The organism is Streptomyces sp. SD31 (assembly GCF_052068475.1).
In the GTDB taxonomy this organism is placed as follows: domain Bacteria; phylum Actinomycetota; class Actinomycetes; order Streptomycetales; family Streptomycetaceae; genus Streptomyces.
On the sequence record NZ_JBQHCX010000021.1, the window covers coordinates 38,554 to 55,052 of the forward strand.

The 16,499-nt window shown below is 72.9% G+C and carries 11 protein-coding genes and 1 pseudogene; 6 read left to right on the plus strand and 6 right to left on the minus strand.

Annotated elements, in window-relative coordinates; genetic code table 11:
* Positions 1-145 precede the first annotated feature (145 nt).
* Positions 146-2,074 carry a glycosyltransferase family 2 protein gene (locus tag ACTMVF_RS35885; protein ID WP_441275246.1) on the plus strand — a complete coding sequence of 643 codons (1,929 nt, stop codon included), beginning with the start codon at positions 146-148 and terminating at the stop codon, positions 2,072-2,074.
* Between the two features lie 8 nt (positions 2,075-2,082).
* Positions 2,083-2,724 (plus strand): dTDP-4-dehydrorhamnose 3,5-epimerase, encoded by a 642-nt coding sequence (gene rfbC / locus ACTMVF_RS35890; RefSeq protein ID WP_441275247.1) that lies wholly within the window; start codon positions 2,083-2,085, stop codon positions 2,722-2,724.
* Between the two features lie 36 nt (positions 2,725-2,760).
* On the opposite strand, the gene ACTMVF_RS35895 is transcribed toward rfbC, so the two are convergent.
* The 5 genes from ACTMVF_RS35895 to ACTMVF_RS35915 form a co-directional block, all read right to left on the minus strand.
* Entirely contained in the window at positions 2,761-3,564 is an 804-nt protein-coding gene (locus tag ACTMVF_RS35895; RefSeq protein WP_441275248.1) for a class I SAM-dependent methyltransferase, read from the minus strand.
* Positions 3,551-4,432 (minus strand): dTDP-4-dehydrorhamnose reductase, encoded by an 882-nt coding sequence (gene rfbD / locus ACTMVF_RS35900; protein ID WP_441275249.1) that lies wholly within the window; start codon positions 4,430-4,432, stop codon positions 3,551-3,553. The genes ACTMVF_RS35895 and rfbD overlap by 14 nt, the downstream gene beginning before the upstream one ends.
* On the minus strand, positions 4,429-5,418 hold the full coding sequence (gene rfbB / locus ACTMVF_RS35905; protein WP_441275250.1) for a dTDP-glucose 4,6-dehydratase: 990 nt from the start codon (positions 5,416-5,418) through the stop codon (positions 4,429-4,431). The genes rfbD and rfbB overlap by 4 nt, the downstream gene beginning before the upstream one ends.
* Positions 5,415-6,482, minus strand: coding sequence for a glucose-1-phosphate thymidylyltransferase (locus ACTMVF_RS35910; RefSeq protein WP_441275251.1), 1,068 nt, complete (start codon positions 6,480-6,482; stop codon positions 5,415-5,417). Before ACTMVF_RS35910 ends, rfbB begins: the two co-directional genes overlap by 4 nt.
* A gap of 95 nt (positions 6,483-6,577) precedes the next feature.
* Entirely contained in the window at positions 6,578-9,034 is a 2,457-nt protein-coding gene (locus ACTMVF_RS35915; protein WP_441275252.1) for a SpoIIE family protein phosphatase, read from the minus strand.
* 187 nt (positions 9,035-9,221) lie between these two features.
* On the opposite strand from ACTMVF_RS35915, the gene lanKC reads away from it, so the two are divergent.
* The 4 genes from lanKC (at position 9,222) to ACTMVF_RS35935 (ending at position 15,741) form a co-directional block, all read left to right on the plus strand.
* Positions 9,222-11,828, plus strand: coding sequence for a class III lanthionine synthetase LanKC (lanKC, locus tag ACTMVF_RS35920; protein WP_441275253.1), 2,607 nt, complete (start codon positions 9,222-9,224; stop codon positions 11,826-11,828).
* Positions 11,829-11,887: 59 nt separating this feature from the next.
* A complete protein-coding gene (locus ACTMVF_RS35925) occupies positions 11,888-12,001 on the plus strand; it encodes a SapB/AmfS family lanthipeptide (protein WP_441275254.1) in 114 nt (37 codons plus the stop codon).
* Positions 12,002-12,097: 96 nt separating this feature from the next.
* Positions 12,098-13,819, plus strand: coding sequence for an ABC transporter ATP-binding protein (locus ACTMVF_RS35930; protein WP_441275255.1), 1,722 nt, complete (start codon positions 12,098-12,100; stop codon positions 13,817-13,819).
* Positions 13,816-15,741: an ATP-binding cassette domain-containing protein gene (locus ACTMVF_RS35935; protein WP_441275256.1), complete on the plus strand. Its 1,926-nt coding sequence runs from the start codon at positions 13,816-13,818 to the stop codon at positions 15,739-15,741. The genes ACTMVF_RS35930 and ACTMVF_RS35935 overlap by 4 nt, the downstream gene beginning before the upstream one ends.
* Here the strand turns inward: ACTMVF_RS35935 and ACTMVF_RS35940 are convergent.
* Positions 15,664-16,353, minus strand: a pseudogene (locus ACTMVF_RS35940) (LuxR C-terminal-related transcriptional regulator); the annotation flags it as partial. The gene ACTMVF_RS35935 and the pseudogene ACTMVF_RS35940 sit on opposite strands and share 78 nt — an antisense overlap.
* Positions 16,354-16,499 lie beyond the last annotated feature (146 nt).

A 16,499-nucleotide genomic window follows, 5' to 3' on the forward strand; every position in this document is an offset into this window, starting at 1 on the left:
CGCGATCTTCCGCCGATGCCGGTTCCGCACGCGTGGTCGCGGTGGTTGATCGGTGGACAAATCCAGGGGCAGGATTAGGATTTGGCCACGAGCGCCGTAATCCGACGCAAACGCCCAGCGACCCTCAGGGGGGGCTCGGAGCCCGATGCCGGTCAAGGTCAGCGTGGTCGTTCCCGTGTACAACCCCGGGGTGTATGTCGAGGACTGCATAGCCTCGCTGCTCAGACAGTCGCTGCCGCCGGACGAGTACGAAGTGATCTTCGTCGACGACGGTTCCACCGACGACACACCCGCCCGGCTCGACGCGCTCGCCGCCGCGGATCCCCGGGTGACCGTCGTTCACCAGCCGAACTCCGGCTGGTCGGGCAAGCCCCGCAACGTCGGCATCGCCGCCGCCCGGGGCGAGTACGTGATGTTCGTGGACCACGACGACCACCTCGGCGACGAGGCCCTGGAGCGGATGCACGCCTATGGAGTGGCCAACGGGGCCGACGTCGTGGTCGGCAAGATGGCCGGCAAGGGCCGCGCGGTGCCGGTCGAGCTGTTCCGCCGCAACCACCCGCGTGCCACCGTCGAGAACGCGCCACTGATCGACAGCCTCACCCCTCACAAGATGTTCCGCCGCGCCTTCCTCGACGACATCGGCCTGCGCTTCCCCGAGGGCAGAAGGCGCCTCGAGGACCACGTCTTCGTCACCGAGGCGTATCTGCGCGCGAGCAATGTCTCGGTGCTCAGCGACTACGTCTGCTACTACCACGTCCGCCGGGACGACGCCTCGAACGCCGGCTTCCAGCGCTTCGACCCTGGCGGCTACTTCAAGAACCTGCGCGAGGCCCTGGACGTCGTCGAGCGCCACACCGAGCCGGGCCCGCTGCGCGACCGGCTGTTCCGGCGCTGGCTGCGGGTGGAGATGGTCGAGCGGATGCGCGGGCGGCGGTTCCTCGCCATGCCGGCGGACTACCGTCGGGAGCTGTTCGACGAGATCCACCAGGTCGTCGTGGAGCGATTCGGTCCCGGGGTCGCGGCCGGGCTGCAGCCGACGCAGCAGGTCGTCGCCGCGCTGATCGCCGCGGGCCGGTACGACGGTGTCGAGGCCTTCGCCGAGTGGGAGGCCGGCATCACCCTCACGGCCGTCCCCGGGCGCGTGGCATGGCAGGACGGCACGCTGCGAGTCGGTTTCTCGGCCGAGTACGCGTCCGCCGGTGAGCCGATGACCTTCGCCGCCGACCCGGCCCGTACGCCACTCGACGGCCCGCCCGGGGACCTGGCCGCGGCCGTCGCCTGGGTGGGCGCCGACACCGTGGCCCGGTTCGGCAAGGCCACCGCGGACCTGCTGCTGCGCGAGCGCTCCAGCGGTGCCCAGTACTTCCAGCCGGTGGAGTTCACCCGGGAAGAGGTGCCGGCCGGCGACGACGGCCTGGTCCGGCTGGTGCTGCGCGCGACCGCCGCCGTCGACCCCGCCACGCTCACGGGCGACGGCCTGTGGGACGCCTTCGTCCGCGTCAAGCTGGGCGGCTGGACCAAGGAGTGCCGCCTGGGCCCAGCCCCGCGCGGGGACCGCCCCGCCCCGTACGCCGGTGTGGTCGGCGGCCATGTGGTCCTGCCGTACTGGACCGCACCGCATGCGAACCTCGCCCTGGACGTGGACCGCGCCACCCACCGCGTCGGCCTCGGCGCCCTCACCCCGGACGCCGTCACGGTCTCGGGCGACCGACTGCGCGCACCGCTCCCGCTGTACGTCCCCGACCACAGCACCGGGGTATCGATCCGGCTCACCTCGTCCGGCGCCAACCACGACGCGCCCGCCACGCTGTCCCCCCAGGGGTCCGGGGCGCTGTTGGAGGCCGTCCTGCCCGTCGGCGATATGCGGGGCAGGACCTGGCGGACGGCGCTCGGAGCTCCCGGCCCGCGGTTCCTGACGCTGCCGTTGGCGCTGCGCGCCGGGGCCGACGGAGTGCGCGTGGTGCGGACTGCGCGCCCGGGCGCCGTGCGACGGTTCGCCCGTAAGGTACGACACGGTCTCGGTACGGCCCTGCGACGGGCGGCGGCCCGCGTCAGGGCCCGCAGGAGGTGACGGACGGCATGCGCCCCCTTGGCATCGAAGGCGCCTGGGCGCTCGAGCCCAAGGTGTTCCCGGACGACCGGGGCAGTTTCCACGAGTGGTACCGGGGCGAGGAGTTCCGCGAGGCCACCGGCTACGACCTGTCCCTGGCCCAGGCCAACTGCTCGGTCTCCCGCCGAGGCGTACTGCGCGGCGTCCACTTCTCGGACGTGCCGCCCGGGCAGGCCAAGTACGTCACCTGTGTGCGCGGTGCCGTCCTCGACGTGGTGGTCGACATCCGCGTCGGCTCCCCGGCCTTCGGCCGGTGGGAGGCCGTGCGCCTCGACGACGACAGTCGGCACGCCGTGTTCCTCTCGGAGGGCCTCGGGCACGCCTTCATGGCACTCACCGACGACGCCACCGTGGTCTATCTGTGCTCGACGGGCTACGCCCCCGAGCGTGAGCACGGCGTCCACCCGCTCGACCCCGAGCTGGACATCGCCTGGCCCGAGGGCATCCCGCCGGTCCTGTCCCCCAAGGACGCACAGGCGCCGACGCTGGCCGAGGCGGAGAGGACGGGGCTGCTGCCGTCGTACGCGGCTTGCGACGCCCTCAAGGGGCGCGGGGCTGTATCACATGCGGCTCCGCCGCGTGGGCGCGACCAGCCACGACGCGGCCGCTGACGAACGACGACAGACCCGGCACCACCGGCGAGCCGTTCAGCTGCCGCCGGCAACCCGTTCGACCGCCGCACGCAGCGGCTCCCATCCCCGCGAACGCCGCACGCCCAACCTGCGGGCCCGCGCCAGCGCCCGCCAGAAACCCGCCTCGACCAGCGTCTCGGGCGCCACCGCCCCCGCCCGGTCCAGGATCGTCTCGGGGACCTTCTGCGGATCGGGAACGTCATACTCGGCAATGATCTCGTCGTACCGATCCCGCAACACCCTGTTGCGGGGATCCGCCCCGAACACCACGAGCTGCCCGGTCGGCTGTGTGTCCACGAGAACCGTCACCAGATCAGGGCGATAGCGCCCGAGGATCTCGGCGATCTTGTACACGTCCCCGGTCCACGCCCCGGTGTGCCGGTCCCGCGCCGCCTCGTCGACGTTGCGCGGCAGCATGTCGTCGAAGACGATCACGCTGGTCCAGTCGGAGTGCCGCTCGATGTTCATGAAGTCCCGCAGCGCGTACTCGAACAGGTGCATGCCGTCGATGAACGACAGGTCGAGCACGGTCCGGCGCCAGTACGCGAGCGGACTGCGCCCGCGGCGCAGGTTGCGCAGGGGATGACGGCCGCCCTTGAGGTGGATCAGCGGGTTGTCGCGGGCGAAGAAGTCGTCGCTGGTGGCCTTGACCAGGTGCACGTCGCAGCGGATCTCCGTGACGACCTTGAAGGCGGGGTCGACGGCGATCGTGGGGACGCGGGAGAGTCTGAGGCTGCGGCCGTCGTTGACGCCGATCTCCAGGTAGTTGCGGTTGCCGCTGACCTTGTGCAGCTCCTTCAGGAACTCATGGCGTTTCACGAAGGGTCTCCTTGCGGATCCGGGGCAGTGCTTCGTGCAGGGCGGTGCGCCAGTCGCGCGCTCGCGTGAGGCCGAGCCGTTGCCGGCGGCCCTGCGCGAGGACGCTGTACGCGGGGCGGGGCGCGGGCCGGGGGAAGGCCTCGCTGGTGACGGGGCGCACCCGGTCGGGGTCGGCGCCGAGGAGCCGGAACACCTCGCGGGCCAGGTCGTACCAGGTGGCCTCGCCGGAGTCGGTGGCGTGGACGATGCCGGTGGCGTCGACGCCGACGCGCGGGCCGAGGTCGGCGATGAGCGTGGCGACGTCGGCGCTCCAGGTGGGCTGGCCGCGCTGGTCGTTCACGACGTCGACGGTGTCCCGGCTCGCCTCGAGCTCGATCATCGTACGGACGAAACTGCGGCCGTGGACGCCGTACAGCCAGGCGGTGCGCACGATGGCGCTCGCCCCGGGGAGTTCGTCCAGTACGGCCCGCTCGCCGGCGAGTTTGGTACGGCCGTAGGCGGTGTTCGGGGCGGTGGGATGGTTCTCCGCATAGGGAGTTCGGGCGTCGCCGGCGAAGACGTAGTCGGTGGAGACGTGGATCAGGCGGGCCTCGTACGTGGTGCAGGTGTGGGCCAGGAGGCCCGGTCCGTCGCCGTTGACGCGCAGGGCCCGTTCCTCGTCCTTCTCGGCGTCGTCGACGGACGTGTACGCGGCGCAGTTGACGACCACGCCGGGGCGGTGCGCGGCGAGGGCGCGGTCGACGGCGTCGGGGCTGGTGACGTCGAGGGCGCCGTGGTCGAGTCCGGTCACCTGCTCGCCGCGCGCGCGGAGTTCCTCGACCACGTCGCGGCCCAGCATGCCGCCCGCGCCGGTGACCAGCCACCTCATCCGTGCTCCTCACCGGCGCGGCGCTTGAGGGGTTCCCACCAGGCGCGGTGGTCGCGGTACCAGGCGACGGTGTCGGCGAGGCCCGACGCGAAGTCGTGGCGGGGCCGGTAGCCGAGTTCGGTGCGGGCCTTGGTCCAGTCGACGGAGTAGCGCAGGTCGTGGCCCTTGCGGTCCTCGACGCGGCGCACCCGGTCCCAGTCGGCGCCGCAGGCCTTCAGCAGCAGGGCGGTGAGGTCCTTGTTGCTCAACTCGGTGCCGCCGCCGATGTTGTAGACCTCGCCGGGGCGGCCCTTGGTGCGCACGAGTTCGACGCCGTGGCAGTGGTCGTCGACGTGCAGCCAGTCGCGGACGTTGAGGCCTTCGCCGTAGAGGGGGACCTGCTCGCCGTCGAGGAGGTTGGTGACGAAGAGCGGGACGACCTTCTCGGGGAACTGGTGCGGTCCGTAGTTGTTGGAGCAGCGGGTGACGCGGACGTCGAGGCCATGGGTGCGGTGGTAGGCGAGGGCGAGCAGGTCGGAGGAGGCCTTCGAGGCGGAGTACGGCGAGCTGGGGCGCAGGAGGTCCTCCTCGGTGGCGGAGCCGGTCTCGACGGAGCCGTAGACCTCGTCCGTCGAAATGTGCACGAAGGGTTCGACGCCGTAGCGCAGGGCCGCGTCCAGCAGGGTCTGGGTGCCGAGCACGTTGGTGAGCACGAAGTCGCCGGCGCCGGCGATCGAGCGGTCGACATGGGACTCGGCGGCGAAGTGCACCACCTCGTCCGCCTCGGCCATCAGTTTGTCGACCAGCTCGGCGTCCAGGATGTCGCCGCGCACGAACTCCAGCCGGGGATGGTCGAGTTCCAGGTTGTCCAGGGTGCCGGCGTAGGTCAGCTTGTCCAGCACCGTGATCCGGGGCGCCTCGGGCGCGCCGGGAGCGTCGCGGGCGAGCAGCGTGCGGACATAGGTCGAGCCGATGAAGCCGGCGGCGCCGGTGACGAGAAGGTTCATGTGTGGATCTGCACCTTGCTGTGGTCTCCGAGGACGAGTCGGTGGGCGCTGGGGACGCTGGGCGCGGGGGTGACCTCGACGTGCCGGCCGATGAGGGAGGACTCGATCCGGCCCACCCCGTCGATCGAGGAGTCCCGCAGCACGATGGAGAACTCCAACTCGCTGTCGGTGATACGGCAGTTCTCCGCGATGGAGGTGAAGGGGCCGACGTAGGAGTCCTCGACGACGGTGCCGGCGCCGACGACGGCGGGGCCGACTATGCGCGAGTTGACGATGCGCGCCCCCTCCTCGACGACCACCCGGCCGATGGTCTCCGACACGTCGTCGACGTCGCCGTCGATGCGGCGCGCGAGGCCCTCAAGAACGGTCCGGTTGACCTCCAGCATGTCGGCGACGTTGCCGGTGTCCTTCCAGTAGCCCTTGATGACCGTGCAGCGCACGTCGGCGCGGGCGTCGATCAGGTGCTGGATGGCGTGGGTGATCTCCAACTCGCCGCGCCAGGACGGGGTGATGGCGCGGACCGCGTCATGGATCACCGGCGTGAACAGGTAGACGCCGACCAGGGCGAGGTCGCTCTTGGGGTGCTCCGGTTTCTCCTCCAGGCCGATCACCTGCCCCGCGTCGTCGAGTTCGGCGACGCCGAAGGAGCGCGGGTCCTGGACGCGGGTGAGCAGGATCTGGGCGTCCGGGCGGTTGCCGTGGAACTCCTCGACGAGATCGGTGATTCCGCCGACGATGAAGTTGTCTCCGAGGTACATCACGAAGTCGTCGTCGCCGAGGTAGTCGCGGGCGATGAGGACGGCGTGGGCCAGTCCCAGCGGCCGTTCCTGAGGGATGTAGGTGATCTCCAGACCGAACTTGGAACCGTCGCCGACGGCGTCCTGGATCTCCTCGGCGGTGTCACCGACGATCACGCCGACGTCGGTGATGCCGGCCGCGGCGATGGATTCCAGCCCGTAGAAGAGCACGGCCTTGTTGGCCACCGGCACGAGCTGTTTGGCCGAAGTGTGCGTGATCGGCCTCAAGCGCGTACCGGCGCCACCGGACAGCACGAGAGCCTTCATCTGCTTCACCTTAGCCCCGATTTCGCCGATTTGACGGTGCCGGGGTTGGCTTGTTCCCAACTGCCGTGCCGCCGGGCGTGCACCGGAAGTCGGCCTCACCCGCCCAGGGCGATCTCGCTCCACACCTGTTTTCCGCCACTGACCGGCACCGTTCCCCACGTCGCCGACATGGCCTCGACCAGGAGGAGGCCGCGGCCGCCGGTGGCCTCCCAGCTGATGCCGGCCGGTTTGACCGGCGTGCGGGGTGAGGCGTCGGCGACCGCCACGCGCAGCCGGCGATTGACGAGGGTGAGGTCGAGGCGGACCCGGCCGTCGGTATGCACAAGGGCGTTGGTGACGAGTTCCGAGACGACGAGCAGAGCGGCATCCATGTCCTGCGGCGGCAAGCCCCAGGAGCGCAGGGTGCGCCGGGTGAAGCGGCGGGCGTGGCCGGCGGCCTGCGGGACACGCCACACCGTCCAGCTCTCGCGCAGCGGGCGTACCGCCATGCCGTCGTAGCGCATGAGGAGCAGGGCGATGTCGTCGCTGCGGCGTGCGCCCAGGAGCAGGGCGTCGGCGACGAGGCCGAGGTGGGCGGGGTCGGAGCGGGCGAGGCCATGGGCGAGCCGGTCCATTCCGGCGTCGATGTCGGCGTCGGGGGACTCGACGAGGCCGTCGGTGGTAAGGGCGACCACGGTGCCCGGCCGGAGGCTGAGCGGGCTCATCGGGAAGTCGGCCTGCCGCATCACTCCGAGCGGGGGTCCGCCCTCCGCCTCGACGATCTCGGTGCTGCCGTCCGGGTGGCGAAGCACCGGCGGGAGGTGTCCGGCACGCACGCACCAGGCGGAGCCCTCCTCCAGGTCGACGTCGACGTAGGCGCAGGTGGCGAAGAGGTCGGTCTCCATGTCCATGAGGAGGCGGTTGGCGTGGTGGACCACGACGTCCGGCGGGTGCCCCTCGGCGGCGTAGGCGCGCAGCGCGGTGCGCATCTGGCCCATGAGGGTGGCGGCGGCCGCGCTGTGGCCCTGGACGTCGCCGATGACGAGGGCCACGTGGTTGTCGGACAGCGGGATCACGTCGTACCAGTCGCCGCCGACCTCCAGTCCTGCCGTGGTGGGCAGATAGCGGGCGACGGCCTCGGCTCCGGGCAGCTTGGGCAGGCGGCGGGGCAGCAGCTGGCGCTGGAGCATGCCGACGAGTTCGTGTTCGGCGTCGAAGGCGTGGGCGCGTGACAGGGCCTGTCCCGCGAGGCCGGCGGAGGCGGTGAGCAGGGCGCGTTCGTCGGGGCCGAAGTCGTGCGGGGCGTCCCAGCCGATCAGACAGGCGCCGGCCATGCGGCCCCCGGCGGGCAGCGGCAGGACGGCCAGGCCGCCGGGACCGACGTCGGCGAGGGCCGGTTCCAGCGCACTGCCGGCGGGCCAGATCTGGGCGCGGCCCTCGCGCAGGGCGGCGGCGAGGGTGGGCATGGCGCGCACGGGCGCGTCGGGCCATTCGGTACGCCACTCCAGGCGCCACAGCTCCGGCCAGGACTCGGGTTCGGGCGGGTCGAGGACGGTGACGACGAGACGGTCGTTCTCCAGCTCGGCGAGGGCGATGCGGTCGGCGCGCAGCGGCCCCCGCAGGGCGGTGACCACGGCGTGGCTGACGTCCCGGACGGTGCCGGCGGTGGCGAGGGCAGCGGCGAGACGCTGGACGCGGGCCACGTCGGTGACCTCGGCGCGCAGGGTGGAGGTGTCGGCGACGGTGCCGACGAGGCGGGCCGGGCTGCCCTCGCCGCCGGGCAGGAGCCGGCCGCGCAGCCTGAGCCACTTGGGCGGTCCGGTGGGCTGCAGGACCCGGAACTCCAGCTCACGTTCCCCGATGGACATGTGGCCGGCCTCGACGACGGACATCAGCGACGGCAGGTCCTCCGGGACGGTCAGGCCCAGCAGGGTCTCGACCTTGCCGTCGAAGTCCTCCGGGCCGAGGCCGAACAGCTCCAGGATGTCGTCGCCGACCTCGACGCGGCCGCTGTCCATGGCGAGGCTGAACGCGCCCGCCGGCAGCTCGCCGCCCTCGGCGGCCGCGGGCAGGGCGGGAAACGCGACGGCCTCGGCGACCAGCTCCAGGCACACCCGGTCCTCGGTGTCGAAGCCGCCCGGGCTCTCGCTCACGGCCAGCACACAGCCGCCGCCGTCGTCGCCATGGGCGGGGAGGACGGCGAGGTGGAAGTCCCGCGACGGCGTCCGTCGCGACTCCGCGGAGTCGGCGAGCTCCTGCGGGGTGAGCCACACGGAGCGGCCGGTGCGGTGGGCGTCGGCGACCGGGGACCGTCCGGCCGGGGCGTAGCCGTCGCGCAGTCCGTACAGGGTCCGGGGCACGCCCACGGACTCGATCAGGCACAGCAGCTCGCCGTCCTCACTCGGCGTGTACACGGCGGCGAAGGCGGCTCCGCTGAAGACGAGCGCCTGCTCCAGGACCCGGCGCAGCCGCTCGGGCGAGTCCGGCTCGACGGCAAGCGCCTTCAGGGCACCTTCGGCGCGCAGACTCCTCGTCCTGCGTCCCGCGGCGCCCTCATTGACCACGTCCGCCATTACAGCGCTTATGAGACACCTGCGCAGCCCCTGTGACGGTTCGATGAAGCGTCGACGAGGGCCGCACTCGAAATCCTCCGAACAGTTCTTGACGCATGCGTTCCGCACGGTGATCTCGTGACAGGCATGACTGTCCGTGCCCGCCCGGCCGCTGGAAGTCTCGGCGTCGGGCCACGGAGGGGGACGCATGGACAAGCGGTACGAGGTGTACGCGCTCGCCGACCGGCACTTCTACGAGACGCCTGAACGCATGCCGGCACAGACGCCCGGCACCGGGCTCGGCTACGAGACGGCCCGGCGTGAGGTGCCGGAGGGCTGGGACGCGGCGCGGATCGGTGACTGGCTGACGCTCACGCCGCTCGACGCGGACGGGGAGCCGGTGCCGGGCCCGGCCCAGGGCTGGAAGATCCATGCCTCGGCCACCCGGGCCAACGCGGAGCGGATCGCCGCGATCGTGTGGGACTACTGCGTCCCCCGGCGCATCCCGTTCAAGTTCGTGCCCGCCCCGCATCTGCTGCATCTGCGCAACACCAAGTACGCGGCCCGCGACACCAGCGGCAAGTTCGTGACGATCTACCCCGCCGACGAGGAGCAGTTACATGTCGTGCTGCGCGAACTCGGCATGCTCCTGGAGGGTTTCGAGGGGCCGTACATCCTCACCGATCTGCGGTGGTACGACGGCCCGCTCTACGTCCGCTACGGCGCGTTCGCCCGCACCTTCGTCGTCGACGAGCGCGGCTCGCTCGTGCCGGCGGTGGTGGACGGCGAGGGCAAGCGGGTGCCGGACCGGCGGGCGCCCTCCTTCCAGGTGCCGGAGTGGGTGACGCTGCCGGCGTTCCTGGAGCCGCATCTGACGGCCCGCAACACCACGACGGTGGGCGAGCTGCCGTACCGCATCGAGAAGGCGCTGCACTTCTCCAACGGCGGCGGGGTGTACGCGGGCACCGACAGCCGGGACGGGCGCAAGGTCGTGCTGAAGGAGGGGCGGCCGCACGCGGGGCTGGCCGCCGACGGGGCGGACGCGATCGCACGGCTGGAGCGGGAGAAGGCGGCCCTGGAGCAGGTGGCGGGAACGGGCGTGGTGCCGGAGGTGCGGGACTGGTTCACGCTCGGCGACCACCGGTTCCTGGTCATGGACTTCCTTGAGGGGCGCCCGCTGAACTCGTTCTTCGCCGAGCGGCATCCGCTGCTCACCCCGGACCCCGACCCGGAGGCGGTGGCCGAGTACACGGCGTGGGCGGTGCGCATCCACGGGGCGGTGCAGCGGGCGGTGGAGGCGGTGCACGCGCGCGGGATCGTCTTCAACGACCTGCACGTCTTCAACATCATGGTCGGCCCCGACGAGGAGTCGGTGTCCCTGCTCGACTTCGAGGCGGCGGCGCCGGTCGAGGAGAACGGCCGGCAGGTGGTCGCCCACCCCGGCTTCTTCGCCCCGCCGGACCGCAAGGGCATCGACGTCGACCGCTACGCGCTGGCCTGTCTGCGGCTCGCCCTGTTCCTGCCGGTCACCACGCTGTTCGTGGTGGACCGGGGGAAGGCGGCCCACCTGGCGGAGGTGATTCTCCGTCAGTTCCCGGACGTGCCGAAGGAGTTCCTCGACGATGCGGTCGCGGAGATCACCCGGGACACCACCGTGCGCGCGCCGTCCTTCGTCGAACCGGGCGACTGGCCGTACAGCCGCGACTCCATGGTCAAGGCGCTGCTCGCCTCGGCGACCCCGGAGCGCGACGACCGGCTCTTCCCCGGCGACATCACGCAGTTCAACGACGGCGGCGGCCTCGGGCTCGCGCACGGCGCGGCCGGGGTGCTGTACGCGCTGGACGCGGTCGGCGCCGAGCGGTACGAGGAGGGCGAGCGCTGGCTGCTGGCCCGGACCGCGCCGCCGCCGACGGGCACACCGCTGGGGCTGTACGACGGTCTCGCGGGCGTCGCCCACGTCCTGGACCGGCTCGGTCACCGGCAGCGCGCCCTCGACCTGGTCGAGCGCGTCCTCGCGGAACGGTGGCAGAACCTCTCCTCCGACCTGCACGGCGGGCTGGCCGGACTCGGGCTGGTCCTCGGCGAACTGGCCCGCACGACCGGCGAGTCGAAGCTGCAGGACCATGCCGCCGAGGTCGCCGACATCCTCGTACGACGACTCGCGCAGCCCCTCGCGGACACCCCGAAGCGGCGCCGGGCCGGGCTGCTGCGAGGGGCGACCGGTCCCGCGCTCTTCCTGCTGCGGCAGTACGAACGCACGGGTGAGCCCCTGCTGTTGAGGGCCGCCGAAGTGGCGCTGCGCCGGGACCTGGAATGTTGCCTGACCCACCCGAGCGGCTCGCTGGAGGTGGACGAGGGCTGGCGGACGTTGCCGTACCTCGGTGAGGGCAGCGCGGGCATCGGGATGGTCCTGGACGACTACCTCGCCCACGGCGCCGACACCGACGGGGAGTTCGAGCGGGCCCGCGCCGGGATACTGACCGCCGCCACCAGCCGCTTCTATGTGCAGCCCGGCCTCTTCCAGGGCCGCGCCGGGATGATCCTGCACCTCGCCCGCACGGACACACCCGGCGCGAGCGGGAAGCGGCTCGCCGAACAGATCGACGGGCTCGGCTGGTTCTCGATGGACTACCAGGGCCAACTGGCCTTTCCCGGCCACCAGATGATGCGGCTGTCGATGGACCTGGCCACCGGAACGGCAGGGTGCCTGCTCGCGCTCGGCGCGGCCCACGCGGCCCCCGGCGATCCGGCCACCGCTCACCTGCCGTTCCTGCCGCCGCTCGGGCGGCCCACAGAACGCGGTTCCGCGACCTGACGGAGCCGTGACACAACCCGTCCCCACGGGTGGACGACACCGATAGGAAGGAAGACGACATGGCACTTCTCGACCTGCAGGCGATGGAGTCCGAGGAGCACACGGGCGGCGGCGCCAGCACGCTCAGCCTGCTGTCCTGCGTCAGCGCGGCGAGCCTGACGCTCTGTCTCTGACGACCATCGTGCGCCCATGACTCCGGGCGGTCCGCTCCCGCGAGGGAAGGGCCGCCCGGGGTCCTGCACACACCGAGGGGTGAGGGGAGCGGCCCCATGACGCAAGCCATCAGGACGCTGCCCGGGCCGCTCGGTCCGGCCCCCGCCCGCTGTCTGGTCCTGTGCCTGGTGAGCACGGCCGCGACCGGCGCCGGTCTGCTGCTGCCCGCCGCGCTGGGACACACCCTCGACCTGCTGCTGACGGGGGCCCCGGCGACCCGCTGGGTGCTGTACTGCACCGCGATCGTCGTACTGCTCGCCCTGCTCGACGCCTGCGAGACCGTGCTGGGCGGCACGGTGGACGCCCGCACCACCGCCTGGCTGCGCCGACGTCTGACCGGGCATGTCCTGGCCGTCGGCCCGCGCGCCACCGCACGCTTCGGCCCCGGAGACCTCGTCGCGCGCCTCGTCGGCAACGCCGCCCAGGCCGGCACGGCACCGACCGCCCGGGCCTCTCTGCTCGCCGCGCTCGCCGGCCCCGTCGGTGGCGTGGTGGCCCTCGCTCTGATCGACCCGTGGCTCGCGGCCGTGCTGCTGGCCGGGGCACCGGTGCTGGCCCTGCTGCTGCGCGCCTTCGCCCGTGACACCAGGGAATGCGTGACGCGCTACCAGCAGGCGCAGGGCCGGATCGCGCAGGCCCTCTCGGAAGCCGTCGGAGGCCATCGCACCATCGAGGCGGCGGGTACGGCCGACCGGGAGACGGCACGGATCCTGCGGCCGTTGCCCGAACTGTCCGACGCCGGGCACCGTACGTGGCGAGTACAGGGGCGGGCCGCGGGCCGGTCCGTCGCCGTGGCCCCGCTGCTCCAACTCGGCGTCGTCGCCGTGGCCGGGGTCCTGCTCGCCGGGCACCGGCTGACGGTGGGCGAGGTGCTCGCGGCCTCCCGGTACGCGGTCCTCGCCACCGGCGTCGGCGTGCTGGTCGGCCATCTCGCGGGCCTGGCGCGGGCCCGGGCGGCGACCGCCCGCCTCTGCGAGGTGCTCGCCGAAGCCGCTCCCGGCTACGGCGACCGCTCGCTCCCGCCCGGCCCGGGCCGGCTGGAACTGCGCGGCGTGACCGCCCGGCGCGGCGGGCGTCCCGTGCTCGACGGCGTCGACCTCGTGGTGCCCGGCGGCACGACGCTCGCCGTGGTGGGCCGGTCGGGCGCGGGCAAGTCGCTGCTCGCCGCGGTCGCCGGGCGGCTGGCCGAGCCGGACGCCGGAGAGGTGCTGCTCGACGGGGTGCCGTTGCGCGCACTCACCCACGACGCACTGCGCCGGGCCGTCGGCCACGCCTTCGAACGCCCCGCCCTGCTGGGCGGCACGATCGAGGAGGAGATCGGTCTCGGTCTTCCGTCCCCCTCCCCCACCCGCGTCCGGGAGGCGTCCCGTACGGCCCACGCGGACGACTTCGTACGCCGCCTGCCCCGGGGATACGCCACCGCCGTCGCCGACGCCCCGCGCTCCGGCGGGGAGTCCCAACGCCTCGGCCTCGCCCGGGCGTTCGCCCACGGCGGCCGTCTGCTGATTCTCGACGACGCCCTCTCCAGCCTCGACACGGTGACCGAGGCCCGCATCACCGCGGCCCTGGTCGACGGCGGCCCGCACGCCGGCACCCGGCTCCTGATCGCCCACCGCGCCGCCACGGCCGCCCGCGCGGACGCGGTGGCCTGGCTGGACGGGGGGCGGGTGCGGGCGGTGGGGCCACACGCGCGGCTGTGGCAGATCCCCGAGTACCGGGCGGTGTTCGCGGACGGAGAGTTCGCGGACGGAGAGTTCGCGGATGGGAAGCGGCCATGACCGAGGGTGTCCACCGGCGCGGCCTGCGCTTCCTGCGGGACCGGTGGCGGGTCGTGGTGCGGCTGGCCGGCTGGTCCGTCCTGGAGACCGGGCAGACCTTCCTCACCGGGTACGCGCTCGCCCGCGCCCTGGACGACGGGTTTCTGGCCGGGCGTCCCGGGATCGGGCTCGCCTGGCTGGGGGTGGCCGGGCTCGGCGTGCTCGTCGGTGCGTACGGCACCGTGCGGGTGTACGGCGCGGTCGCCGCGCTGGTCGAACCGCTCCGGGACCGGCTGGTCGCTCGGGTCGTCTCACGCGGGGTGCGGGAGGCGGACGCCGGGGCGCTGTCCGGGCTGACCCAGCAGGTCGAGATCGCGCGGGACACCTTCGCCGGGCTGGTGATGGTGTCGCGTTCGTTCGTGTTCACCGCGGTCGGCGCCGTCGCGGGCCTGGTGTCGCTCGACCCGCTGCTCCTGCTGGTCGTCGGGCCTCCGCTCGCCGCGGGTCTGGGCCTGTTCGCGGCGACGCTGCGACCGCTGGCCCGCCGCCAGGAGGCGTTCCTCGTCGCCGACGAGGCGCTGGCCGACCGGCTCGGCGCCGTCTGCCCGGGGCTGCGGGACATCACGGCGGCCGGCGCGGAGGAACGGGTCGCCGCCGCCACGGGGAACCGTGTCGACGCCGAGTTCCGGGCCGCCCGCTCCCTCGCCCGCTGGGGTGTCCTGCGCGTCGTCTCGCTCGCGCTCGGCGGCCAACTCCCGATCGTGCTGCTCCTCGCCTGCGCACCCTGGCTCCTCGACCACGGCGTCACCGCCGGCGCCCTAGTGGGCGCCCTCGCCTATGTCACCCAGTCCCTGCTCCCCGCCCTGCACAACCTGGTCCACGGCCTGGGCACCAGCGGCTCACGCCTGGCAGTGGTACTGCGACGCCTGACCCGCGAAAGCTCCTCCGCAGGTGGGGCCGGGGCAGGGGACGGGGATGAGGTCAGGGCCGACCCGGATTCGGCGCCCCGTACACGCCCCGCCGACGGAACCCCCGCGCCCTCCACCCACCCCGCCGAAGCATCCTCCAGCCGGCCCGTCCTCTCCCTCCGCTCCGTCACCTTCGCCTACGGCCCCGACGCGACCCCCGTGATCGACGACCTGGACCTCACCCTCCGCCCCGGTGCCCACCTGGCCGTCGTCGGCCCGAGTGGTATCGGGAAGTCCACGCTCGCCGCGTTGGTCGCCGGGCTGCTGGAGCCGGGGCGTGGCACCGTCCGGCTCTGCGGGCATCCGGTGCCGGGGCCCGAGGCTGCGGCGCTGCGGGTGCTCATCCCGCAGGAGGCGTACGTGTTCACCGGCACGCTCGCCGAGAACCTCGGGCATCTGCGGCCGGATCCCGTGCCCGAGGCGGAGTTGGTCGCGGCGGCCGAGGCCGTGGGGCTCCTGCCGCTGTTCGAGGCGCTCGGCGGGCCGGCCGCGACGGTGGATCCGGCGGTGCTCTCCGCGGGCGAACGGCAGCTCGTCGCCCTGACCCGGGCCTATCTCTCCCACGCCCCGCTCGCCCTGCTCGACGAGGCGACCTGCCACCTGGACGCGCGGGCCGAGGAGCGCGCGGAACGGGCCTTCGCCGAGCGGCCGGGCGGCACCCTGGTGGTCGTCGCGCATCGCATCAGCTCGGCCCGCCGCGCGGACCGGGTACTCGTCATGGACGGTCGGCACACGGCGTACGGCACCCACGACGAACTCGTGTGCCGCTCGGCGTCGTACCGCGCTCTCGTGGGCAGCTGGACGCCCGAGTCGTCAGAGCCACCCCTCCCCCTGCGAGATCCGGATCGCGTCGATGCGATTGCGGGCCCCGGTCTTGCGAGTGATGGCCGCCATGTAGTTGCGCACGGTCCCATGGGACAGATGCAGGCTCCCCGCGATCTCCGCCACCGAGGCTCCCTCGGCGGCGAGGGATAACACGCTCAGCTCCCGCCGGGTCAGCGGCATCTCGGCGGCCTTGAGGAAACCGAAGCCCAGCGAATCGTCGACGAAACGTTTTCCCTCGGCAACGCGCCGGATCCCCTGCACGAGCTGCTCGGGCGAGCCCTCCTTGTCCACATAACCGAGCGCCCCGGCCTCGGCGGCCCGCTTCAGCAGCCCCGGCCGGTGCGCGCTGGCCAGCACGAGGAGCGAGGGCGGTGTGCGGCCCACCTCACGGGTGCGGAGGTCGCCCAGCGGCGGGATGCCGTAGGTGTCCGAGCAGTCGAGGTCGGCCGCGCAGACGTCCGGCCGCACGGATCGCAGACGTCCGGGCGCGCTCTGCCAGGAGGCGTCGAACACCCCGAGGTCGGGTTCTTTGCGCAGCCACTCCGCCAGGACCGATCTGACCAGACACGTGTCGTGCACCAGAAGCACCCGGATCACTTCCCGTCCCTTCGACTCGCCGTACACCGGTTCCGTGGTGAGAAAGCGCGTGCCCCATTGTTCGTGTTCGGCACCACCACTGGGCGCGAAGAACCGGCCATCAGGGTGCGCGGGGGCGCACGCGCGGCGCCCGTACGCTGCCCCGCGCTTCGACTGCGGGGGCATGACCCGGGACCGAGGGGGTACGCGGCGGAGCTCGCCGTGCCGTGCCCGTGTGCCCGTGCACGGCCCCGCCCGGGGTGGCGCCGGGCGTGCCGCTGGGCGCTCGCCGTGCGCGAAGCGCCGTGAGGGAGGAGATTTGAGCCCTGGGG